This is a genomic window from uncultured Modestobacter sp., assembly GCF_947486615.1.
In the GTDB taxonomy this organism is placed as follows: Bacteria; Actinomycetota; Actinomycetes; order Mycobacteriales; family Geodermatophilaceae; genus Modestobacter.
Genome location: NZ_CANKUD010000017.1, coordinates 70453 through 92922 on the forward strand (window position 1 = coordinate 70453; position 22470 = coordinate 92922).

Annotated in this window: 19 protein-coding genes; 3 read left to right on the forward strand and 16 right to left on the reverse strand. The window is 76.3% G+C overall.

The genetic code is table 11. From position 1 onward, the window contains the following. Positions 1-12: 12 nt before the first annotated feature. From Q1A09_RS21900 to steA, 8 genes are all read right to left on the reverse strand, one after another. A complete protein-coding gene (locus tag Q1A09_RS21900; RefSeq protein ID WP_299960281.1) occupies positions 13-597 on the reverse strand; it encodes an NUDIX hydrolase in 585 nt (194 codons plus the stop codon). Further along, a complete protein-coding gene (locus tag Q1A09_RS21905) occupies positions 597-2309 on the reverse strand; it encodes a CTP synthase (protein WP_366139821.1) in 1713 nt (570 codons plus the stop codon). Before Q1A09_RS21905 ends, Q1A09_RS21900 begins: the two co-directional genes overlap by 1 nt. Further along, entirely contained in the window at positions 2293-4746 is a 2454-nt protein-coding gene (locus tag Q1A09_RS21910) for a hypothetical protein (RefSeq protein WP_299960287.1), read from the reverse strand. The genes Q1A09_RS21905 and Q1A09_RS21910 overlap by 17 nt, the downstream gene beginning before the upstream one ends. Beyond that, a complete protein-coding gene (locus tag Q1A09_RS21915) occupies positions 4743-5882 on the reverse strand; it encodes a glycosyltransferase family 4 protein (protein ID WP_299960290.1) in 1140 nt (379 codons plus the stop codon). The genes Q1A09_RS21910 and Q1A09_RS21915 overlap by 4 nt, the downstream gene beginning before the upstream one ends. After that, a complete protein-coding gene (locus Q1A09_RS21920) occupies positions 5875-7506 on the reverse strand; it encodes a murein biosynthesis integral membrane protein MurJ (RefSeq protein WP_299960293.1) in 1632 nt (543 codons plus the stop codon). The genes Q1A09_RS21915 and Q1A09_RS21920 overlap by 8 nt, the downstream gene beginning before the upstream one ends. Before the next feature lie 172 nt (positions 7507-7678). Further along, positions 7679-8512 carry a hypothetical protein gene (locus Q1A09_RS21925; RefSeq protein WP_299960296.1) on the reverse strand — a complete coding sequence of 278 codons (834 nt, stop codon included), beginning with the start codon at positions 8510-8512 and terminating at the stop codon, positions 7679-7681. After that, the gene (locus Q1A09_RS21930; protein WP_299960299.1) at positions 8509-9456 is read right to left on the reverse strand and encodes a copper transporter; all 948 of its coding nucleotides are present in this window, start codon (positions 9454-9456) and stop codon (positions 8509-8511) included. Before Q1A09_RS21930 ends, Q1A09_RS21925 begins: the two co-directional genes overlap by 4 nt. Continuing rightward, positions 9453-10637, reverse strand: a complete 1185-nt coding sequence (gene steA / locus Q1A09_RS21935) for a putative cytokinetic ring protein SteA (protein ID WP_299960302.1) — start codon at positions 10635-10637, stop codon at positions 9453-9455. The genes Q1A09_RS21930 and steA overlap by 4 nt, the downstream gene beginning before the upstream one ends. Before the next feature lie 162 nt (positions 10638-10799). On the opposite strand from steA, the gene Q1A09_RS21940 reads away from it, so the two are divergent. Further along, positions 10800-11756 carry a TetR/AcrR family transcriptional regulator gene (locus Q1A09_RS21940; protein ID WP_299960305.1) on the forward strand — a complete coding sequence of 319 codons (957 nt, stop codon included), beginning with the start codon at positions 10800-10802 and terminating at the stop codon, positions 11754-11756. A 208-nt stretch (positions 11757-11964) separates the two neighbouring features. Here Q1A09_RS21940 and recN read toward each other — a convergent pair whose 3' ends face one another. From recN to Q1A09_RS21960, 4 genes are all read right to left on the reverse strand, one after another. Then, positions 11965-13758, reverse strand: coding sequence for a DNA repair protein RecN (gene recN / locus Q1A09_RS21945; RefSeq protein ID WP_299960308.1), 1794 nt, complete (start codon positions 13756-13758; stop codon positions 11965-11967). Next, on the reverse strand, positions 13733-14791 hold the full coding sequence (locus Q1A09_RS21950; RefSeq protein WP_299960311.1) for an NAD kinase: 1059 nt from the start codon (positions 14789-14791) through the stop codon (positions 13733-13735). The genes recN and Q1A09_RS21950 overlap by 26 nt, the downstream gene beginning before the upstream one ends. A 148-nt stretch (positions 14792-14939) precedes the next feature. Next, the gene (locus tag Q1A09_RS21955; protein ID WP_299960314.1) at positions 14940-15737 is read right to left on the reverse strand and encodes a TlyA family RNA methyltransferase; all 798 of its coding nucleotides are present in this window, start codon (positions 15735-15737) and stop codon (positions 14940-14942) included. After that, entirely contained in the window at positions 15737-15955 is a 219-nt protein-coding gene (locus Q1A09_RS21960) for a hypothetical protein (protein WP_299960318.1), read from the reverse strand. Before Q1A09_RS21960 ends, Q1A09_RS21955 begins: the two co-directional genes overlap by 1 nt. Before the next feature lie 251 nt (positions 15956-16206). Between Q1A09_RS21960 and Q1A09_RS21965 the strand changes: the two genes are divergently transcribed. Continuing rightward, the gene (locus tag Q1A09_RS21965; protein ID WP_299960321.1) at positions 16207-16545 is read left to right on the forward strand and encodes an SCP2 sterol-binding domain-containing protein; all 339 of its coding nucleotides are present in this window, start codon (positions 16207-16209) and stop codon (positions 16543-16545) included. Positions 16546-16705: 160 nt separating this feature from the next. Here Q1A09_RS21965 and Q1A09_RS21970 read toward each other — a convergent pair whose 3' ends face one another. Together Q1A09_RS21970 and Q1A09_RS21975 are read right to left on the reverse strand one after the other, a co-directional pair. Beyond that, positions 16706-17779: an HAD-IIA family hydrolase gene (locus tag Q1A09_RS21970; RefSeq protein ID WP_299960324.1), complete on the reverse strand. Its 1074-nt coding sequence runs from the start codon at positions 17777-17779 to the stop codon at positions 16706-16708. A gap of 106 nt (positions 17780-17885) precedes the next feature. Then, positions 17886-18308 (reverse strand): tetratricopeptide repeat protein, encoded by a 423-nt coding sequence (locus tag Q1A09_RS21975; protein WP_299960327.1) that lies wholly within the window; start codon positions 18306-18308, stop codon positions 17886-17888. Positions 18309-18407: 99 nt separating this feature from the next. Between Q1A09_RS21975 and Q1A09_RS21980 the strand changes: the two genes are divergently transcribed. After that, positions 18408-19715 carry a DUF1015 domain-containing protein gene (locus Q1A09_RS21980; protein WP_299960330.1) on the forward strand — a complete coding sequence of 436 codons (1308 nt, stop codon included), beginning with the start codon at positions 18408-18410 and terminating at the stop codon, positions 19713-19715. A gap of 37 nt (positions 19716-19752) precedes the next feature. On the opposite strand, the gene Q1A09_RS21985 is transcribed toward Q1A09_RS21980, so the two are convergent. Both Q1A09_RS21985 and Q1A09_RS21990 read right to left on the reverse strand, forming a co-directional pair. Next, entirely contained in the window at positions 19753-20112 is a 360-nt protein-coding gene (locus tag Q1A09_RS21985; protein ID WP_299960333.1) for a single-stranded DNA-binding protein, read from the reverse strand. 85 nt (positions 20113-20197) lie between these two features. Then, complete coding sequence (locus Q1A09_RS21990; protein WP_299960335.1) at positions 20198-21184, reverse strand: hypothetical protein; 987 nt, start codon at positions 21182-21184, stop codon at positions 20198-20200. Between the last annotated feature and the right edge of the window lie 1286 nt (positions 21185-22470).

A 22470-nucleotide genomic window follows, 5' to 3' on the forward strand; every position in this document is an offset into this window, starting at 1 on the left:
CGGGCCGGGACGTCAGACGGCGTCGAGCGGGCGCAGCCGGGGCGCGGTGGCCCGCAGCTGGGCGGCGGCGAGCACCCCGATCGCGGCGAGGGAGTTGCGGATCGTCCCGTCGAAGACCCACTGCACGGCCTCGGCCAGCGGCACCCGCTGCACGGTCATGTCCAGCTCCTCGTGCTCGACCACGAACCCGTCGGGGCGCGCCACGTCGCTGAGCCCCTCGGCCAGGTAGAGCAGCACCTTCTCGTCGCAGAAGCCCGGCGAGGGGTGGTGGGTGGTCAGCAGCGACCAGCGGTCGGCCTGCAGCTGCACCTCCTCAGCCAGCTCGCGCCGGGCGGCGTCCACCGGCGCCTCGCCGTCGACGTCGAGCAGCCCGGCCGGCACCTCCCATAGGTGCTCACCGATCGGGTGCCGGTACTGCTTGAGCATCACCACCCGGTCCTCGTCGTCCAGCGCCACGATGCCGACCGCGCCGCCGTGGTGCACCACCTCGCGCACGCTGTCCCCGCCGCCGGGCATGGCCACGGTGTCCTTGCGCAGCGAGATGACCCGGCCGGTGTAGACGTCCTCGGAGGCCAGCACCTCGTAGGAGTGGCTCATCAGATGCCGATCTGCTCGTCCTCGGGCACCGGGAGCCGGGCGGCGTCCTGGAAGGCCGCGGCGGCGGCCACGAAGGCGGCGAACAGCGGGTGCGGCCGGGTGGGCCGGCTCTTGAGCTCGGGGTGCGCCTGGGTGCCGACGAAGAACGGGTGGACGTCGGCGGGCAGCTCGGCGAACTCGACCAGGGTGCCGTCGGGCGAGGTGCCGGAGAAGACCAGCCCGGCCTCGGCCAGCCGGTCCCGGTAGGCGTTGGCCACCTCGTAGCGGTGCCGGTGCCGCTCGGTGATCTCGGTGGACCCGTAGGCGGCGGCCACGACCGAACCCGGCTGCAGCGCCGCCGGGTAGCTGCCCAGCCGCATCGTGCCGCCCATGTCGCCGCGGCCGGCCACCACGTCCAGCTGGGTGGCCATCGTGGAGATGACCGGGTCGGGGGTCTCCGGGTCGAACTCGGTGGAGTTGGCGCCGGTGATCCCGGCCAGGTCGCGGGCCACCTCGATGACCATGCACTGCAGGCCCAGGCACAGGCCCAGCGTCGGGATGCCGTTGACCCGGGCGTGCTGGATGGCGCCGAGCTTGCCCTCGATGCCGCGCACCCCGAACCCGCCGGGGACGCAGACACCGTCGACACCCGCCAGCGCGGCGGCCGCGCCCTCGGGGGTCTCGCAGTCGTCGGAGGGCACCCAGCGGATCTGCACCCGCGACCGGTGCGCGAACCCGCCGGCGCGCAGCGCCTCGGTGACCGACAGGTAGGCGTCGGGCAGGTCGATGTACTTGCCGACCAGCGCCACGGTGACCGTCTGCTTGGGGTCGTGCACCCGGTCCAGCAGGTCGCCCCAGATGGTCCAGTCGACGTCCCGGAAGGGCAGGCCGAGCCGGCGGACGACGTAGGCGTCCAGGCCCTCCCGGTGCAGCACCTTGGGGATGTCGTAGATCGACGGGGCGTCCGGGCAGGAGGTGACCCCCTCGGCGTCCACGTCGCACATCAGGCCGATCTTGCGCTTGATGCCCTCGGAGATCTCCCGGTCCGAGCGGCAGACCAGCGCGTCGGGCTGGATGCCGATGCTGCGCAGCTGGGCGACCGAGTGCTGGGTCGGCTTGGTCTTCAGCTCGCCGGAGGGGGCGATGTAGGGGATCAGCGAGATGTGCAGGAAGAAGCAGTTGTCCCGGCCGATCTCGTGCCGCACCTGCCGGGCGGCCTCCAGGAACGGCAGCGACTCGATGTCGCCGACCGTGCCGCCGATCTCGGTGATCACCACGTCCACCCGCTCGGCGGAGTCGGCGCCGGCGAGGATGCGGGCCTTGATCTCGTTGGTGATGTGCGGGATCACCTGCACCGTGTCGCCCAGGTACTCCCCGCGCCGCTCCTTGGCGATCACGTCGGAGTACACCTGGCCGGTGGTCACGTTGGCCCGGCCGGTGAGGTCGGTGTCCAGGAACCGCTCGTAGTGCCCGATGTCCAGGTCGGTCTCGGCGCCGTCCTCGGTGACGAACACCTCGCCGTGCTGGAAGGGGTTCATCGTCCCCGGGTCCACGTTGAGGTAGGGGTCCAGCTTCTGCATGGTGACCCGCAGGCCCCTGCTGGAGAGCAACGCCCCCAGGGAACTTGCGGTCAGGCCCTTGCCCAGTGACGACACGACGCCGCCGGTGACGAAGACGAACTTCGTCGGCTGGGAGTTGGGGAGAAGAGGTCCGCGGTCACGAGGTTCTGCCAGTCGACCCACGGACGACCACGCTAACACGGTCCTCCGGCTCCGCCGGGACCCCCTCGTCCGGCCCCTGCTCCGGCGGCGAGGTGGGCGCCGAGGCGACCAGCCACACCAGCAGCGGCACCAGCAGCGTCGCGGCGGTGGCCGGCAGCGCCACGCCGCTGTCGTTCACCGCCGCCCCGACGGTGAGGCTCAGCGCAACGGCGGTCAGCCCGGCGCGCAGCACCCGGACGTCGGCTCCCGGCAGCCCCGCCGCTGGCCGGCCGGGGGTGCTGCGCAGCAGGCCACCGGGCCGCAGCAGCCACAGCGCCGCGACCAGGGCGACCAGCAGCATCCAGGCCAGCGGGCTGCCGAGCAGGATCGAGAGGTTGGCCTGCGCCTTGCGGCCGATGACGGTCCACGCCTGGCCGTCGATCACCTGGCCGACGAACCGGCCCAGGTGGCTGCGCTCGTCGGCCGGGCCCATCCAGTCCAGCACCGCGACCGAACCGACGGCCAGCACGGCAGCGGCCAGCACCGCGACCAGCCGGGTCACCGTCACCCGGATCCGGGCCAGCAGCATGCCCAGCACCAGGAACCCGGGGACGGCGGCCAGCACCCCGCCGAAGTCGCGCCCCAGCGACGGCGCGCCGATCAGCACCACGCACACCGCGCCGGCGGCCAGCACCGGCAGCAGCCAGTGCCGGCGGCCCGGCGCGGGGCTGCGGCGGGCGATCGCCGCGGCGGCGGCCGCGGTGAGCAGCAGCGCACTGACCGACAGCAGTCCGAAGGTGAGGTTGCCGTAGCCGGTGAACCGGCCGGCCACGATCGCGTCGTAGCCCAGCAGCCCGTCGAGCTCCAGGTGCGAGCCGGTGAGCACGTCCCCGGCGAGCGTGCCGAAGGTGACCGCCAGCAGCACGACGCCCGGGCCCAGCCGGCGGCGGCGCCACGGGCCCAGCACCGCGACGGCGGTGAGCAGCAGGTCAGCGGCGACCACCGCGCCGGCCAGCGCCAGCCGGGGGCGGTCCGCCAGCTCCCAGGGCACCAGGTTGGCCAGATAGGTGGCGACCGGCACGCCGGCCACGGCGAGGGCGAGCACCCGCACCACGGCGGCGGTGCGCCGTCCCCGGGGGCGGCCGCGCAGCCAGGCCTGCGCCCGTCCGCGCCCACCTCGCCGGCCCGGCAGCGGGCCGCGGTCCCAGCCACCGAGCCCGGCCACGCCGAGGGCGACGACCAGGGCACCGAGGGTGACCAGCAGCCAGAAGGTGGTCGCCGTGCTGCGGTAGTGCGCCACCGCCCCGGTGTTCATCTGGGCCAGCTCGTCGAGGGCGTCGGCCAGGGCCGGGCGGTCGCCGGCCACGGTGAACGGCTGGCCGTTCACCGACGGCGGGCGGTCCAGCCCCAGCGCGCGCAGCACGGTCGGCGCCACGTCGATCAGCTGCACGAACGGCGCCCGGCCGGTGCTGGCCGAGCTGAGCCAGCCCGGCGACAGGCCCGGCGCGTTGGCCAGCCCGACGTGCAGCTGCGGGCGGCCCCCGTTGACCTCGGAGATGCCCTGCAGCAGTAGCAGGGTCTCCCCCGGCACCGCCTCGGCCGCCGTCCGCAGCCGGCCGACGATGCCGTCGATCCGGCTCAGTGCGGCCTCGCGTGCCGAGGGCTGGGTGCCGGTGTCGGTCTCGTCGGGCAGCGGGATGCCGGCGTCGGTGAGGTGGTCCAGCGAGACCAGCGTCAGCGGGCACTCGGCCAGCAGCTCGGCCAGGGCCGGCTCACCGACGGGCAGGGTGTCCCGGACGCTGAACTCGGCCGTCTCCCCGGCGACCGCGACGGAGGCGGCCCGTCCGACCGCCGTGCTGCAGCTGACCGCCTCGCCGAGCGCACCCGGCTCGGCACCGAACCGCGCGGTCGCCTCGTCCTCGGCGATCCGGGCCACCGTGCGCTGCGGCTCGGCCAGCCCCACCTCGGCGACCTGCTCCTCCAGCCCGCAGTAGGACAGCCGCGCGTCGACCGGGGGCGCCGCGGGCTGCTCGACGCCGTTGACCGGCGGGTCCGCCTCGTCTTCGGCCGCGGCCCCGTCCTCGGCAGCAGCCCCGTTCCCGGCCTGGTCCTCCGGCAGCGGCGCGCTGGGCAGCGGCACCGGCGGGACCGGCTCGACCGGCCCGGGGTACCGCGCCCGGTTCCCCGCGCCCAGCGTCGCCCAGCCGTCGAGCAGGCAGGTGGTCGGCCGGGCGGCCCGGACCGACAGCGCGCCGATGGCGGAGTCCTCGGCCAGCGCCCACAGCTCGGGTGTGCGCTCGGGGTCCAGGTCGGCCCAGGTCAGCCCGGGCACGCCGATGCTGAGCACCTGGTCGGCCCGCCACGGGTCCGCGACGTCGGCCGCGGTCGCCGGCCCGGCACCACCGGCCAGCAGGGTGAGCAGGGCGAGCAGCACGGCCACGAGCGGGCGGAGCCGGGCGACCAGCCTCATCGGGGCGGCGCCAGGAGGTCCCGGTACAGCTCGACCAGCTGGGCAGCAGTGGCCGCCTCGTCGGGCCAGGTGGCCGCCCGGCGGGGGCCGGCCGCGCCGAGCCGGGCGATCCGCGCCGGGTCGGTCAGCACCCCGGCGACCGCGTCGGCCAGGGCCGCGGCGTCCCCGTACGGGACCAGCTCCGCGGCGTCCCCGACCAGCTCGGGGATCCCGCCGACGGCGGTCGCGACCAGCGGCGTCCCGGCGCGCAGCGCCTCCTGCGCCGTCAGCGACCGCGCCTCCCAGACCGAGGGCAGCACGCACACGTCCGCCGCGCCCAGCAGGTCGGCGACGTCGGTGCGCCGCCCGAGCAGGACGACCGGCAGGCGCTGCGCGGCGATCCGGGCGGCGAGCTCGTCGTGCAGCGGGCCGTCCCCGGCGATGGCCACCAGCGGGGTCGGCCGCAGGCGCGGGTCCTCGACCCAGCGGGCGACGGCGTCCAGCAGCAGCGAGTAGCCCTTCTGCGGGTGCAGCCGGCCGACGGCCACCACCAGCGGCCGCACGTCGTCGTCCAGGCCGATCTCGCGGCGGACGTCGGGCCGGGCCCGCTCGGCCGGGCGCAGCGGCGGGGCCGAGACCGGCGCGACCCGCACGTCGGTGGCGCCCAGCCGGCGGGCGTTCTCGGCCAGGTCGCCCGAGGCGGCCAGCACCACGTCGGCGCCGCGGATCGTCGCCTGCTCGGCCGCCTGCAGCACCCGGCGGCGCAGCCCGCCGCCCTCGGGCAGCGCGTTGTGCAGGGTCAGCACCAGCGGACGGCGCTGACCGCCCAGCCGGCGGGCGGCCGCGGCGACCAGGCCGGCGCGCAGGCCGTGGGCGTGCACCAGGTCGGCGCCGCGGGTGGCCCGGCGCAGCGCGAGCACCGCGCGCAGGTCGGCGGCGGGGGCGAGCCCGGCGGAGATGCCCACCGCCCGGAAGTCGGCGCCGGTCGCGGTGAAGCCGAACAGCTCCTCGGTGGCCTGCGGACCGCACACCCGCACCGCGGCGCCGGCCCGGCCCAGGGGCCCCAGCACCGACCGCAGGTGCGTGCCGACCCCGCCGGTGCTGGTGGCCAGCACCTCGGCGACCCGGCGGTCGGCCAGCGGACGCTGCTCAGTCATCGGACACCTCCTCAGCCTCCCGGCTCCGCAGCCCGTGCACGGCCGCGAGCAGTGGCCGCCGGGCGGTCCCCATCATGACCGCCGCGGCGATCACCAGCACCACCCCACCGGCCACGACCCCGGTGCCGATCGCGGCCGGCACGCCGCCGTCGGGGACCGGGTCGGCGCCCAGCGCCCGGGCGGTCAGCCAGCCACCGGCGCCACCGGCCAGCCCGGCCAGCACCGCCGGCCCACCGGTGCGGGCCACGCCCGCCAGCGCCCCGCCACCGGCGACCCGGCGGAGGACCACGAGCAGCGCCAGCCCGGCGACGGTCACCCCGATGGTGTGCCCGGCACCCAGCGCCAGCGCCCGGTCCTCCGCCGGGAGCACCGCGGCCAGCACCAGGTCGGCGACGGCGGCGACCAGCCACCCCGCCACCACGCAGGCGGTGGGCTCGCGCCACAGGCCACGGGCGTACAGCGCCCGGGTCAGCAGCGCCACCAACCCGTACCCCAGCAGGCCAGGCGCGAAGGCGGCGATCGTCGCCTGCAGCGCGACCGCGGCGCCCGCGTCCTCCGGGGCGGTGAGGAACACCCGGGCCATCGGCCCGGAGACCGCGACCAGGCCGGCGGCGGCCACCGCGCCGGCCACCAGGATGAGGACGACGGCCGGGGCCAGCGTCCGCCGGTACCCGTCCTCGTCTCCGACTGCGGCCCGCTCGGTGAGCCCCGGGTACACCGAGGTGGCCAGCGGGACGGCGAGCGCCGCCCACGGCAGCAGGAAGACCGTCATCCCGGCGAGGTAGGCGACCTGGGTCCCGTCGGGGGCACCGGCGTTGGCCAGCCGGATCGCCACCACGGCGACCAGCTGCTGCCCGGCCAGGGTCAGCACCCCGGCCAGGGCCAGCCGGCGCACCCGGGGCGCCGCACCCACCGGGAAGCGCAGCGTGGGCCGCAGCCCCAGCCGCAGGCCCCGCAGCGGCACCAGCAGGGAGGCCGCCAGCGCCAGCACACCCAGCGTCGTCCCGACGCCGAGCACCAGCTCGGCGGTGGTGGACAGCCCGGTGACGTCCCGGTCGCCGTCCAGGCCGGCGAAGAGCAGGTAGGCGGAGGCGACGACCAGGGTGGACAGCAGCGGCGCCAGCGCCGGCCCGGCGAACCGGCGGTGCGCCTGCAGCACGCCGGTCAGCACCACCGCGATGCCGTACAGCACCACCTGCGGGGCGAAGACGAGCAGGAAGCGGGCGGCCAGGTCGACCTGGGCCGGGTCGTCGCCGAGCAGCGCACCGGCGATCGGGCGGGCCAGCAGCGCCAGCAGCGCGGCCAGCGGCACCAGGACCAGCAGCGACCAGCCCAGCAGCGCGCCGGCGGTGCGGCGCACCTGCTCCCGGTCACCGGCGGCGATGCCACCGGCGAGCATCGGGACGACGAGGCTGGCCAACGCCCCGCCGGCCACCACCTCGAAGACGATGTTCGGGACGCTGTTGGCCGCCACGTAGGTGTCGGCGGTGCTGTCGGCGCCCACGGCGTTGGTGAAGACGACGGTGCGCCCGAAGCCGGCCAGCCGGGACAGCAGCGTGAGCACCGAGATGAGCAGCGCCGCCCCGGCCACACCCTGGACGACCCGGCGGGTGCCGGCGGTCACCGCTGTGACGCCCGGAGCTGCCGGGCCCACCTGCGCCGAGGTGCCTGTCGGGCCTGAGGTGCCTGTCGGGCCTGAGGTGCCTGTCGGGGTGGCGGCGCCTGTCCGGGCCGGGGTGCCCGTGAGGTCCGGGGCGCCCGGGCGAAACGGGGCGCCCGCCGGTGCGGGGCTGCGCTCACGCGCCGCGGCGGCCGAGCCGGTCGAGCTCGCGCAGGCCCGGCGTGGACTCGATGACCCGGGTGAAGCTGACCTTCTCACTGGCCAGGGTCAGCGCGGTGACCGTGGCCAGCAGGGCCGCGCGCGTCCCGCGAGCCTCGATCCCGGCCAGCCGCAGCCCCAGCAGGGCGCCCAGGGCGTTCGCCCCGGCGTCCCCGAGCATGACCCGCTCCCCCAGGTCGGCCGGGAGCACACCGAGGGTCGCGCCCAGCGGGCCGGCGACCAGGCTCCCGCCGGGGCCACCGAGCGTGCTGGCGGCGACCAGCACCGCGGCCTTGCCGGCCCGTCCCGGGCGCAGGTCGAGCAGGTTGACCAGGTTGGCCGTGCCGGCCACCAGACCGGTGGCCAGCACCCCGTCGACGACGGCGGACCGGCCACTGCCCCGGCGGGTGAGCACTGCGGCCACCGCGGCGGCGGCGCCGATGCCGGCGACCTTGACCGCCCCGGCGGACACCCGACCGGCTCGCAGCGCCGCCAGGTGCCCGGCCAGGCCCTTGTCCCGGGCCTGCTCCGGCCGCGCTCCGGCCAGGTCGTCGTAGCCGCCGACGACGCCGGCCACCGTGCCGACCACGGCGGCGGCGGCCCGCTGTCCGACGGGCGCACCCAGCGCGGCCGACGCGGTGGCCGCCACGGCCAGCGCCGGGCCGCCGAGCAGGCTCACCGGCCGGCCGGCGTAGTTGGTCCGGCGCCACCGGGCCCCGGCCGGGCGCGCGGTCAGTGCCGCGGCACCGGCCAGACCCGCCCGGGCAGCGAGCGCGCCGGTGACGGCGAACGCCGTCCGGCGGCCGGTCACGAGGCCGCGGGCGGGACCGGCCGGGTGTCCTCGCCGGTCCCGTAGGCGCCGGTGGTGCCCCGGCCCTCGGCGGCCAGTGCCAGCACCGTGCTGATCCGCCCGGCGGCGGTGCCGACGTTGTCGACCGTGGAGACGGCGACCGTGGGGTCGGTCCGCACGGCGGCGACCAGGCCGCCGTCGTCGGCGGCCGGCTGGTCGCCGGCGATGACCGCGCCAGAGCCCTGCGCGTCCAGCGCGCCGACCAGCTGCACCAGGGACTCCAGCCGCTCGTCGGCGTCCTCGCTGTCGACCTCGCCGGTGGTCAGCACGACGGCGAAGTCCGCCGGGCTGACCGAGGAGGTGTCCCGGCTGAGCACCTCGAGCTGCTCCAGGCCGGCCAGCACGGTCGAGGTGGCGGCGGCGTCCGGCACGGTGCCGGGGCCGTCGGCGGTGGCCGGCGGGACCATCAGCACCTGGGCGAGCAGCGCGGCGGCCTGCTCACCGGTGTCGTCGGTCTCCGGCGGCGTCCAGCCGGCCGGCAGGCCGGGTCCGGTCAGGTAGCTGGACAGGCTGCTCTCGGCGTCCGCGGTGCCGTAGGCGTCGGTGAGCCGGACGGTGCCGGTGACCGTGGCCCCGGCGCTGCCGAGCAGTGCGGTGACCCCCTCGACCACCTCCGGGGCGACGTCGGTGCCGTCGAGCACCAGGACCACGCTGCGGTCGGTGAGTGCGTCCTCGACCAGGGTCGGGCCGACGGCCTCCTCGAAGCTGCCGACGTCGTCCAGCTGGGCCTGCAGCTGCTGGGTCTGGTCCTCCAGCTCGCGCTTGTCCGTCTGCAGGGCGCTCACCTGGTCCTGCAGGTTGTCCGTCAGCGGCCCGTTGAGCTGGGTGGTGCCGATGATGATCCCGAGCGCGACGGCCAGGAAGACCGCGATCAGCGAGACGAGGTGGTAACGGAAGTCGATCACGTGAAGAGGTTCTCCAGCCAGAACACGAAGCTGTCCCATTGGTCGACGAGCAGGTCGAAGTAGATGTGGCCGGCGGTGGAGACCGCCAGCGCCGCGGTGATCGAGACCAGCGCGGCCAGCACCAGCAGGACCAGCGCCAGGGTGGAGATGCGGCTGCGGTACAGCCGGCTCACGCCCTTGGCGTCGACCAGCTTGCCGCCCAGCCGCAGCCGGGTCAGGAAGGTGGAGGCCATGCCGCCGCGGCCCTTGTCCAGGAACTCGATCAGGGTGGCGTGGGTGCCGACGGCGACGATCAGGGAGGCGCCCTTCTCGTCGGCCAGCAGCATCGCGATGTCCTCGCTGGTGGCCGACGCCGGGAAGGTGATCGCGTCGACGCCGAGGTCCTGGACCCGCTGCAGACCCGGGGCCCGCCCGTCGGCGTAGGCGTGCACCACGACCTCGGCGCCGCACTTCAGCACGCTGTCGCTCACCGAGTCCATGTCGCCGATGATCATGTCCGGCTGGTAGCCGGCCTCGATCAGCGCGTCCGCGCCGCCGTCGACCCCGATGAGCACCGGGCGGTAGTCCCGGATGTAGGGGCGCAGCGCCTGCAGGTCCTCCTTGTAGTCGTACCCGCGGACGACGACCAGCACGTGCCGCCCCTCGATCCGGGTCGCGACGTCGGGGACTCCGACCCCGTCGAGCAGCAGCGCGCGCTCGCGCTTCATGTACTCCATGGTGTTGGCGGCGAAGGCCTCCAACTGGGTGGAGAGCCCGGCGCGGGCCTCGGCCATCGCCGCGGCGACCGTCTCCGCCGTCTGCTCCACGCCCTCGGCGACCACCTCGTCACCGGCGTACACCTTGTTGCCCTCGACCCGAAGGGTCACCCCCTCCTTGAGCTTGGTGAACACCTCCTTGCCGACACCGTCGACCAGCGGGATCCCGGCGTCGACCAGGATGCCGGGCCCGAGGTTCGGGTACCGGCCCGAGGTGCTGGGTGCGGCGTTGACGACGGCGCCCACCTTGCCGGCGACCAGGGAGTCGGCGCTCACCCGGTCGATGTCCACGTGGTCGATCACGGCGATCTCGCCCGGCCGCAGCCGCTTGGTCAGGTTCTTGGTCCGACGGTCCAGGCGCGCCGTGGCGGTCACGCCGGGTGCCGTCTCGGACGCTCGTCCGCGCCGCAGGGTGCCGATGCGCATCCCGCGATGGTCCCACGATGCGCTGGCCGGTCGGAGCCGACGCGCGACAGCGACCGATCAGTCACGTTGTGTGAGCGACACCGGGTCTGAGCGGACACGCCGAGGAACGGGGCGGGTGTCGCTCCCCAGGAACGGGACCGGCCCGTCACTACCGTGACTGGTGTGACTGCAGGGGCCTCCGCTCGCCGGAGCACAGCGACCGTCCTGCTCGACGACTCGGCCGAGGACGTGGCCGTCGGCGCGCCGTCGCCCGGCCCCGCCGAGGACCCAGGTCCGGCCGCCGAGGACCCGGCCAGCGCCCCCGCGGTCACCGCCTCGGTGGTGGCCCTGCCCATGCGGCCCCCGGTGCCCGCCCCGGCCGAGCGCCCCGGCACGGCGGCCACCCCGTCCGCGCAGACCCCGGACGCCGCGACCGCCGGTGGCCCGGCGGCCGACGAACCGGCCGACGCACCCGGGCCCGGACGCCGGTCCCGCCGGCGTGAGCGGCGTGGCCCGAACCTGCGCGAGCAGCGCCGCCAGCGGACCCGCGAGGCGATCGTCGACGCGGCCGCCGAGCTGTTCGTCGAACGCGGCTTCGACCACGTCAGCGTGATGGAGATCGCCCAGCGGGCCGGCGTGGTGGAGAAGACGGTGTTCAACCACTTCCCGGTCAAGGAGGGCCTGGTCTTCGAGGCCGACCCGCCGATCCGGGCGGCCCTGCTCGACGCCGTCCGGCGGCGTCCGGCCGGTGAGTCGGTGGCGGCCGCGGCCGGTGGCTTCGTCGTCGCCGCGATCAGCCAGCTGGGCTCCCCCGCCGCCGCCGAGGGCGTGGCCGAGATGGCGCGGGTCATCCGGGGCAGCCGCACGCTGCAGGTCCGGGAGCGGGAGATCCTCGGCACCCTCGCCGACACGCTCGCCGAGCAGATCGTGCTGGAGACCGACGCCGCGGCCGACGAGCTGGAGCCCTGGCTGGCCGCGAACGCCGTCCTCGGGCTCTACTCCGCGCTGCTGGAGCTGGCCCGCGACCGGGTGCTCGAGGGCGCGTCCGGCCCCGAACTGGTCGAAGAACTGCGCGCCCGGGGCCGCCGCGGGCTGGCCCTGATGCAGTTCGGCCTCGCCGGGTACGCCAAGCGCCGCTGACGGACGGCTCGGCGGCCCCAGCCCACCCGCCCACGTCGACAGACCGCGCGTCCACACAGCGGCGGGCGGGCGAGCACCCCTGGGCGAGCCGTCCGGCAGGCCGCCGGGCCCCGTCCGGCACCCATGGGCGAGCCGTCCGGCAGGCCGCAGGGCCCCGTCCGGCTGGCCGGCCTGCCGGACATCCGCACGCCGGCGCGGGCCTGTCCCGCTACTGGCGCTCGGCGGCCACCGCGAGCAGCTCGCGGGCGTGCGCCTGGCCGGTGTCGCTGTCGGCCAGCCCGGACAGCATCCGGGCCAGCTCGCGCACCCGGTCCTCCCCGGCGACCGCCCGGATGTCGGTGGCCGTCACACCGGCCGCCGAGTCCGGTGACTTGTCCACGACCAGGTGGGTGTCGGCGAAGGCCGCGACCTGGGCGAGGTGGGTGACCACGACGACCTGGTGCTCCCGGGCCAAGCGGGCCAGCCGCCGCCCGATCTCCCCCGCCGCCTGACCGCCGACACCGGCGTCGACCTCGTCGAACACCATGACCGGCACCGGGTCGGCGCCGGCGAAGACCACCTCGATCGCCAGCATGACCCGGGAGAGCTCACCGCCCGAGGCGCCCTTGTGCACCGGGCGGGCCGGCGCGCCGGGGTGCGGGGTGAGCAGCAGCACCACCTCGTCGACGCCGTCCGGGCCGGGCTCACCGTCGCTGTCGATCCGGAAGGCCACCTGGGCGTTCTTCATCGCCAGCCCGGCGAGCTCCTCCCCCACCGCGGCGGCGAAGCCCTCGGCCGCGGCACGGCGGCCCTCGGTGACCCGCACCGACAGCGCGGCCAGCTCGGCGCGGGCCGCATCGCGGGCGGCCTCCAGCGCCTCCAGCGCCTCGTCGGAGACGTCCAGCTGCGCCAGCCGGGACTCCGCGTCGGCCGCCCAGGCCAGCACCCCGGCCAGCCCGTCGCCGACGTCGGCGTACTTGCGCACCAGCGCGGTGATCGCCGCCCGCCGGTCGAGCACCTCGGCCAGCCGGGCCGGGTCGGCGTCCAGATCGGCGACGTAACCGGCCAGCTGGACGCCGACGTCGGAGACCACCGCGACGGCGTCGGCGAGGTCCTGGGCCAGCAGCACCAGGGTCGGGTCGTCGGACCCGGCCAGTGCCCGCTCGGCCGTGGCCAGGGCGCTGGTGGCGTCCTGCGGCAGCCCGCCCTCGCCGCCGAGGTCGCCGGTCACGTCGCCGACCAGCGCGAGGCGGGCGGTGTCGGCGACCGACCGCAGCGCGTCCGCGTCGCCCAGCCGCTTGGCGAGGGTGTCGAGCTCCTCGTCCTCCCCCGGCTCGGGGGCGACGGCGGCGATCTCCTCCAGACCGTGCCGCAGCACGTCGGCGGTCTGCGCCAGCTCCCGCGCCTGGCCCCGCCGGCGGTCCAGGTCCGCGGCCAGCTCGCGCCACGCGGCGTAGGCCGACCGGTGCTCCTCGACCAGCCCCAGGTGGGCCGGGCCGGCGTACCGGTCCAGCGCGCGGCGCTGCTCGGCGGGGCGGGTCAGCCGCAGCTGGTCGGTCTGCCCGTGCACGGCCAGCAGGTCCTCGGCCAGCTCGGCGACGACGCCGACCGGCACGCTGCGGCCACCCAGGTGGGCGCGGGACCGCCCCTCCGCACTGAACGTGCGGGCCAGGATCAGGCTGCCGTCCTCGTCCGGCTCGGCGCCTGCGTCGGCGGCCCGGGCCCACACCGGGGACTCCGGCGGCAGCACCAGCCGGCCCTCGACACCGGCCCGCGCGCCCGCCCGCACCCGCCCCTGGTCCGCCCGCCCACCGAAGAGCAGGGTCAGCCCGGTCACCACCATCGTCTTGCCGGCGCCGGTCTCCCCGGTGACCACGGTCAGGCCCGGGCCGAGCTCCAGGGTGACGTCGTCGATCGAGCCGAGGCCGTGCAGGTGCAGCTCCGACAGCGTCCCGCCGGACGGCCGGGCAGGGGTCACCACCGCGCCGGCCGGCTGCTCACGCCGCGCCGTCCGGGTGGCCACCGCTCACCTCCCCGGGGGTCCGCAGCACGCCGTCGCTGGTGTTGACGTCACCGGTCAGCACGTTCGTCCGGCCGATCGGGGCCTCGAGGCCGGGGCCGTGCGAACGGGCGTCCCGGAAACCGCGCACCGGCAGCCCGAACTTGGCCACCAGCCGGTCGCCGAACGACGTCGGGTTGACCCGGGCGATCCGCACCGGGCGGTCCGACCGCCGGACCTCGACCCGGCCGCCGTCGGGCACCTCCACGATCCGCCGGCCGTCGGCGGAGATCCGTGCACGGGTCCCGTCCGGCGGGACGGCGACGGTGAGCACCGAGCTGGGCGAGGTGACCAGTGGCCGGGCGAACAGCGCGTGGGCGTTGGTCGGCACCAGCAGGAGTGCCTCCACGTCGGGCCAGACCACCGGGCCGCCGGCGGAGAACGCGTAGGCGGTGGACCCGGTCGGGGTGGCGCACAGGATGCCGTCGCAGCCGAAGCTGGTCAGCGGGCGCCCGTCCACCTCCAGGACCACGTCGAGCACCCGCGAGCGCTCGACCTTCTCCACCGACACCTCGTTGAGGGCCCAGGTGCCCTCACCGGTGGGACGGCCCTCGGCGTCCAGCACGGTGGCGTCCAGGGTGAGCCGCTCCTCGACCTGGTACTGCCGGCGCTCGACCGCGGTGAGCATCTCCACGACGGCCTCCGGCTCGGTCTCGGCGAGGAAGCCGACCCGGCCGAGGTTGACCCCGGTGATCGCCGCGTCGGTGCTGCGCGCCAGCTCGGCCGCGCGCAGGAAGGTGCCGTCGCCGCCGAAGACCAGCACGATCTCCACGTCGTCGGCTGCGCCCGGCCCGAACGGGCAGACCTCGGCGCCGGGCACCGCCATGTCCTCGGCCTCGTCCTCCAGCAGCCGGACGACGATCCCGGCCTGGGTGAGCCGCGCCGCGGCAGACCGGGCCAGCTGCACGATGTCGGCCCGCCCGGTGTGCACGGCCAGCAGCACCCGCCGGGTCGGTCCGCCGTCCACGGCGGTGGTGGCGGTGCCTGGCTGGCTCACTGGTCTCCCTCGGTGACGGTCATCGGCACTGCGTACCCCGGGACGGCGTACCCCGGAACTGAGTTCTGCTGCACTGCGTCGTCCGGCACTGCGCGGTGGAGGACGGTGCCCCCCGGCAGGCTCGGACCGGAGGACCTCGCTGGCTCGGTCACTGGGGTCCTTCCTGCACTGCTCGGTCGATGTCTGCGGCGTCCGGGGGTGGTGCGTCCCGGCGCAGCCAGAGGAAGAACTCCACGTTGCCCGCGGGGCCGGGCAGCGGGCTGGCCACCACCCCCGCGGTGCCCCAGCCCAGCTCGGCCGCGGCCCGGGCGACCGTGTGCACCGCATCGGCCCGGTGGGACAGGTCCCGGACGACGCCACCGGCGCCCAGCCGCTCGCGGCCCACCTCGAACTGTGGTTTGACCATCGGCAGCAGGTCGGCACCGGGTTCGGCGCACCGGGTCAGCGCCGGCAGGACCAGGCGCAGCGAGATGAAGGACAGGTCGGCGACCACCAGGTCGACCGGGCCGTCGATGGCCTCCGGGGTCAGCTCGCGGACGTTGGTCCGCTCGTGCACCGCCACCCGGTCGTCGGTGCGCAGTGACCAGGCAAGCTCGCCGTAGCCGACGTCGACGGCCACCACCTCGCGTGCCCCGCGGCTGAGCAGCACCTCGGTGAACCCGCCGGTGGAGGCCCCGGCGTCCAGTGCCCGCCGGCCCTCGACGGCGACCGGGAAGGCGGTCAGCGCGCCCAGCAGCTTGTGCGCGCCGCGGGACACCCAGCTGGGCTCGTCCGGGTCGGTGCGGACGACGACGGGCGCCCCGGCCTCGACGCCGGTGGCGGCCTTGGTGGCGGCCTGCCCGCCGATGGTGACCCGCCCCTCGGCGATCAGGGCGACGGCGTGCTCGCGGGAGCGGGCGAGCCCGCGGCGGACGAGCTCGGCGTCGAGCCGGCTGCGACGGGCCATCAGAGCTGGTCGACGGTGGACAGTTCGCGCTGCAGCCGGTCGTGCTCGGCCTCGAACACCGCGACGTGCTCGGCCACCGGCCGAGCGGTCAGGTCGCCGAACGGGGACGGCCCGCCCGACGCGGCGTCAGCGGGTGCGGTCGAGGTCCCCTCGGCTGGGACCGGCCGGTCGGCTCCGGGGCGCGGCGGGCCGGGGACCGGCTGGTGCTGGTCGCTCACGGGTCCTCCTCCACGCTCGGGCTCCGCTGGGCAGCCGTCGGACCGGGATCGTCACCGGTCGGGACGTCCACGTCGGAGGTTACCGGCCCGGTGTGACCGATGACCGGGCAACGGAGGGACGGTGGAAGGAGCGCCCCGGCCCCGCGGGTCGGCCGGGACCGCCGCCCCCGCGCCGGTGACCCGCCGGTAGCGTCCCCGCGGACCGCCCGGCCGGGACGACCCCGGTCCCCGCTGGAGGAGGCACCCGCCACATGGCGACGCTCGAGCAGTGCATGACCGCCCTGGACGGGTTCGTCGGCCGGCTGGCCGCCGCCGACGCAGCCCGGGACCTGGACCGGAGCGTCTCCTGCCGGCTGACCGACCTGCAGCAGGTGGTGCAGGGACGCCTGGCCCGCGGCTCGGTGCGGGACATGACCGCGCTGCCCGACGGCCCGGCGGTGCCCAAGGCCGACATCCGGCTGACCATGAGCAGCGACGACCTGCTGGCCCTGACCGCCGGGGAGCTGTCCTTCGGGCCGGCCTGGGCCAGCGGCCGGGTCAAGCTGGAGGCCGGGCTCCGCGACATGCTGCGGCTGCGCTCCCTGCTCTGAGCCCGGGGCCCACCGCCCCAGCCCCAGCCCCAGGACACCCGACGCCGCACGCCGTCGAGCGACCACCGGACGGCGGCCACCGGCGACGGCCCACCACTGTCCGGCCCGTACGACCGGCCGGACCGCCGTGAGGCCCCGCCGGGCTCGGGCCAGCCCGGCGTCACCCCGGGAGCAGTCCCCAGCCGCGCAGCGCCGCGGCCGCGTCGTCGTCCCCGGCTCGGACGGTCGCCGGGCGGCCGTCGTCGGGGTGACCGGCCCAGTGCGCCACGGCGAGCACCCGCAGGCCGTCCAGCCCGTCGTCGTCCGCACGCGCCGCCCCGAGGAGGCGCAGCGTCAGCCCTCCGTCGGCACGTCCGGCCTGCCATCCCCCGCACCGCCAGGCTCCCTCGACCGCGGTCACGTCGGGGTGCCGGACGAGGAGACCAGCCGCGTCCGGGGCGATCAGGTCCGGCCGGTGCAGCGGACCGGCGGCGAGCAGGTCGGCCGGGGTGGCGACGCCGGAGAACACCAGCAGGCTCGCGGCACCGGCCCGGCGAGCACCCTCGATGTCGGTGTCGAGCCGGTCCCCGACCACCAGCGGATGTCGGGCACCGGTGCGGCGGACGCACTCGGCGTGCATCGCGGGGTCCGGCTTGCCGGTCACCAGCGGCTGCTGCCCGGTGACCGCGCTGACCACGCCGACCAGCGCCCCGTTGCCGGGCAGCACACCGCGCGGTGACGGGATGGTGGCGTCGGTGTTGGTGGCCACGTGCCGGGCTCCGCCGCGGACGGCGACCACCGCTTCCGCGAGCTGCGCCCACCCCACCGCCGGCCCGTAGCCCTGGACGACGGCGGCAGGTCCGTCCTCGGCCGTCTCCACGACGGTGAGCCCGGCCGCGGTCAGCGCCGCGTCGACACCGGGTCCGCCGACGGCGAGCACCCGGGCACCGTCGCCGACCAGGTCGGCCACGACCGAGGCGGCCGCCTGCGAGCTGGTGATGACGTCGTCGGGAGCGGCCGGGACGTCGAGCTCGGTGAGGTGCGCGGCGACCTGCTCGGGGGTGCGGGCCGCGTTGTTGGTGACGAAGCCCAGCTGCATCCCCTCGGCCCGGGCGGACGCGAGCGCCGCCGGCACGCCGGGCACCGCCGCCGGCCCGACGTAGACCACGCCGTCGAGGTCGAGCAGCGCCACGTCGTGGACCTGGCTGGGCGGGGTGTCAGCCCCGGCTGCCAGCGGTGGCGGCTGCGCGCTCACGCGGCTCCGCCGGTGTCGTGCCGGTCGGCCGGACGGGCGACCGACAGGTGTCCGTGCCGGCCGGCGGCCGACCGGTCGGCCGCTGCGCGGCGGTGTGGTCCGTTGCTCATGGCAGCTCCTCGGCTGGCAGGTCCTCGACGAGGCCCCGTCGGGCTCGTACCCCGCGCAGTGCGCGCGCGTAGTGGCTCTGGTCGGGCCGCATCGCCACGGCCAGCGCCAGGTGTTCGGCGGCGAGCTCCAGCTCACCGGCCCGGCTGGCCGCCAGACCCAACCCGAACTGGGCGTAGTCGTCGGTCGGGTTCACCTCGATCAACGCCTGGAAGCTGTCGATGGCCGCACGGTAGCGGCCCGCGTCGTACTGCGCCCGGGCCAGCGCCTCGCGCGCGCTCCGCGAGGCGGGCTCGGCGGCGACCGCTCGCTCCAGCAGCGTCGCGGCGGCGGCCGGGTTCCTGTCCCCGAGCAGCTGCAGGCCCCGCTGGTACCACTCGTAGACCCCACCGTCGGGCTGTCCCGGTCGTTGCTCCCCCACCGCAGCTCCTCTCCCGCGCCGACTGAACATCCCGTGGCTGCCGGGGCCCAGGCGACGCCGCCCCCGGCGTCCGGGCGGCGCGCTCCTACGATCGACTCCGTGCCCTCGACGTCGGCGGACGCCCCGCCTCCTGACGTGACGGGCCTCGACGTCCGGCCGTTCCGTGCCCTGACCTACCGCGACCACGACGCAGCGCACCTGGCGAGGGTGACCTCGCCGGCCTACGACCTGGTGAACGCCGTGGGCCGCGACCGTCTGGCCGCGGCCGATCCGTACAACATCGTCCGCCTGATCCTGCCGCACGTCGACCCCGTCGGGGGCCAGGACAGCAGCCGGTCGGCCCGGGACCGGCGTTCGGCCTCGGCTGCCGCCGAGACGCTGCGCTCGTGGTCGACGTCCGGGGTGCTGGTCCGGGACGACGTGCCGGCGATGTGGCGCTACGAGATGGCCGGGCCCGGCGCCGAGGCGACGACCGGCTGGCTGGGCGCCGTGTCGCTGCCCGCGGCCGGGTCGTCGGCGGTCCTGCCGCACGAGGACACGTTCGCACCGGCCGTCGCCGGGCGGGCTGCGCTGCTGGCCGCCACCGACACCGACCTCGAGCCGATCGTGCTGGCCCACGACCCCGACCCGGAGGTCGCCGAGCTCACCCGTGACTCCGCCGGCGGTCCGCCGACGCTGGAGGTGGCCGACCCCGACGGCGTGGTGCACCGGCTGTGGCGGGTCACCGACCCCGGGACGCTGGCCCGGCTCACCCGGGCCCTCACCCGCACCCGCGCCGTCATCGCCGACGGTCACCACCGCTTCGCCGCCGCGCGCGACCACCAGGCCGGGGACGACGCACACGGCAGCGTGCTCGCCCTGCTCACCCCCATGGGCGCCGGGGGGCTCCGGGTGCGCGCCATCCACCGGGTGGTCCCCGACCTGCCCCTGGAGAGCGCGGTCCGGGCCGCGACTGCCGGGTTCCGGACCACCGAGCTGACGCCGCAGGACGGCGACGTCGACGGGACCGTACGACGCTGGACGCTGCAGGACGGGCCGCAGACCTTCCTGCTCAGCGACGGTGAGCGGGTGGTCGAGCTCTCCGCCCCGTCGGCCGCGATGCTGGCAGCCGTGCCCCAGGAGGCGCCGGCAGCATGGCGACGGCTCGACGTGGTTCTGGCCCACGCTGCCCTGCTCGGGCAGCTGTGGCAGCGCCCGGACGACCCGGCGTCGGTGCTGGTGGCGCACGACGTCACCGAGGCCCTCCGGCTGGCCGAGGACCGGGCCGGCGTGGCGCTGCTGCTGCGATCGCCGTCGCCGGCCGACGTGGCGGCCGTCGCCCGGGCGGGCGCGCGGATGCCCCGCAAGTCGACCCTCTTCGTCCCCAAGCCGCGCACCGGGCTGGTCCTCCGGCCGCACCAGGACTGACCATCGGGTCGCCCGCGGCCGGCCGTGGCCGCTCACCTCAGACCGATGCGGCCGCGGTGCGGGGGGACGACCGGGTCACCTTGCGGCCCCGCCGGCACACCACCTCGTAGGCGACGGCGGTGCCGGTGGGGGTGCGCCAGAACCGGCGCTGCAGCGTCCCCTCCACCTCCACCACGTCATCCGGCGTCCAGGCCGCGGCGTACCGGTGCAGTGCGGGCAGGTAGCTGACGCAGGTCAGGACGTCCGACCGTGGACCGCGGGGCCGCGGTGTCTCCCGGCGCACGATCAGCTTGAACACCAGCAGCGTGTCTCCGCTGGGCAAGGGGCGGAACTCCGGAGGTGCCGACAGCCGTCCACGCAGGACGACGTCGTTCCGGTCGATGACGGCGAGGCTCATGCGGAGAGCCTGCTGGGCCGGAACGGCCACCGGCCAGGGCCGTCCAGCTGTTGTGGACGACCCCGGCCGGTGTGGACGGACCAGGTCAGTTCGTCGGTGGCTGCTGCTCCGGCGCCACGTCGGGGGCCTCCTGGAACAGCCGCGCGTGGTCCCGCTCCACCGGCGGCGGGGTCTCCCCCAGCAGCTCGGCGACCTCGGCCTCGATGTCGTCGTCGGTGACGTCCCCGAGCTGCTCCTCGGTGACGCCGTCGAACTGCTCGTCGGGGGTGACCGCAGCGCCTGCCGGAGCACCGGCGTCCGGCTGCTGCGACTCGGGGGCGGCCTCGACCGGCTCCTCGTCGGCGAGCTCGTCCGCTACCAGATCGTCATCGACCAGCACGTCCGCGTCCAGCTCGCCGTCGTCAACCTCATCGTCCAGCTCGTCGTCCTCGGCGAAGACCTCGGAGACCCCGGTCAGGTCATCCGGGTCGGCCGAGGCGATGGCCACGTACCACTCCATCGCCAGCTCGTCCTCGCCGCGATCGGTCAGCAGGTCGGCGTAGGCCATCGCCAGCCGCAGCTGTCCGAGCTCCGGGTGCCCCAGGCCCGCCGGCGTGGGACGACCACCGAGCGCGGCCTCCAGGACCAGCGCCGCCGCGGGCAGTTCCCCGAGGTCCTGACGCGCGCCGGCCTCGACCAGGCGCAGCTCTACCAGCTCTTCCTCCTCAGGCCCGGCCGCCAGCGCCTCGTTGACCAGCTTGATCGCGTTCTCCGGTCGGCCCAGCCCACGCTCACAGTCGGCCAGGACCGCCCGGTAGCTCTCGTCGCCGCTCATCCGCGCGTAGGCACGCAGTTCACGGGCTGCCTCGGCGAAGTCACCGGCGAGGTAGGCAGCGACACCGACCGCCTCACGCACCGCCGCGATCCGGGACGCCCGGTCGCGCGCAGCCCGGGCATGCTCGAGCGCCAGCTCCGGCTCGTCGTCCAGCAGCCCGCCGGCGGCGACCAGGTGCCGGGCCACGGTCTCTGCGTTGCGGGGGTCCAGGCCACGGAGCGCCGAGCGCACCGACTGGTCGAGGTCGCGAGGGTCCACCCACTCCGGCACAGCCGGGCCGGCAGGACGGCGAGGCGCCATGTCCTCGCGATCCCCCTGGGGGCCGCTCGGCCGACGGTCCTGCCAGTCCGGACGGTCCCCCTGCGGCCGGTCCCCGGAGGGACGACGGTCCTGCCACGCCGGCCGATCACCCGCAGGGCGCCCGCGCTGCGGGCGGTCCCCGGAGGGACGACGGTCCTGCCACGAAGGACGGTCCCCAGACGGACGCCCACCCTTCGGCCGGTCGCCCGAGGGCCGACCGCCCTGCGGCCGGTCCCCGGAGGGACGACGGTCCTGCCACGAAGGACGGTCCCCGGACGGACGCCCACCCTGCGGGCGATCACCCGAGGGACGCCCGCCCTGCGGACGGTCCCCGGAGGGGCGACGGTCCTGCCACGCCGGCCGATCACCCGAGGGACGCCCACCCTGCGGACGGTCACCCGAGGGACGCCCAGCCTGCGACCGGTCACCGGACGGGCGCCGGTCCTGCCACGAAGGACGATCCCCAGACGGACGCCCACCTTGCGGCCGGTCACCGGAGGGACGGCGGTCCTGCCAGGAAGGACGGTCCCCGGACGGCCGCCCGCCCTGCGGTCGGTCACCGGACGGCCGCCCGCCCTGCGGTCGGTCACCGGACGGTCGGCGGTCCTGCCAGGAAGGACGGTCACCCGAGGGACGCCCGCCCCCCGCGCGGTCACCAGAAGGACGCCCACCCTGAGATCGATCACCCGACGGACGACGGTCCTGCCAGGAAGGCCGATCGCCCGACGAACGCCCGCCGGACGCACGCCCGCCCGCGCTCGGACGACCCCACTCGCCGCCAGCGGCACCACCCCTGGCCCGATAGGCATCGTCACGTGACGACCCAGAACCCCCAGCCGTGGCGCGTCCCCCCTCAGCGGGCCGGGATCCCCGATGCCCTGCCGGACGGGCCGGCCGTCCACTGCCGGCCCCCTGTCGGGAACCGCCTGCGGCGCCTCGGCCGCCGCCGCTCTGACCACGGCCTCGATCCGAGCCGTCGGATCCGCGTCGCGGAGAAGTCATGGTGTGTACGTACCTCACTGATGAACGGCGCACGCCCGAGGGGGCACCTGGAGCGGTGTCGGGACGCCGACGCCCCGCACACGCGGGACGTCCGGCCGATCGACGAAGAACGGACAAACGCACGAAACGGGGGCCGGAGCGCAATGCTCCGACCCCCGTTTCGTTGAGTTGTGTCCGGCGGCGTCCTACTCTCCCACCCGGTCCCCCGGGCAGTACCATCGGCGCTGAAAGGCTTAGCTTCC

Bases quoted from the DNA above. Each gene is read 5' to 3' on its own strand.
- Q1A09_RS21955 (WP_299960314.1), bottom strand. From the start codon at position 15,737: ATGGCCCGTCGCAGCCGGCTCGACGCCGAGCTCGTCCGCCGCGGGCTC.
- Q1A09_RS21965 (WP_299960321.1), top strand. From the start codon at position 16,207: ATGGCGACGCTCGAGCAGTGCATGACCGCCCTGGACGGGTTCGTCGGC.
- Q1A09_RS21910 (WP_299960287.1), bottom strand. From the start codon at position 4,746: ATGAGGCTGGTCGCCCGGCTCCGCCCGCTCGTGGCCGTGCTGCTCGCC.
- Q1A09_RS21915 (WP_299960290.1), bottom strand. From the start codon at position 5,882: ATGACTGAGCAGCGTCCGCTGGCCGACCGCCGGGTCGCCGAGGTGCTG.
- Q1A09_RS21900 (WP_299960281.1), bottom strand. From the start codon at position 597: ATGAGCCACTCCTACGAGGTGCTGGCCTCCGAGGACGTCTACACCGGC.
- Q1A09_RS21985 (WP_299960333.1), bottom strand. From the start codon at position 20,112: ATGAGCCTCGCCGTCATCGACCGGAACGACGTCGTCCTGCGTGGACGG.
- steA (WP_299960302.1), bottom strand. From the start codon at position 10,637: ATGCGCATCGGCACCCTGCGGCGCGGACGAGCGTCCGAGACGGCACCC.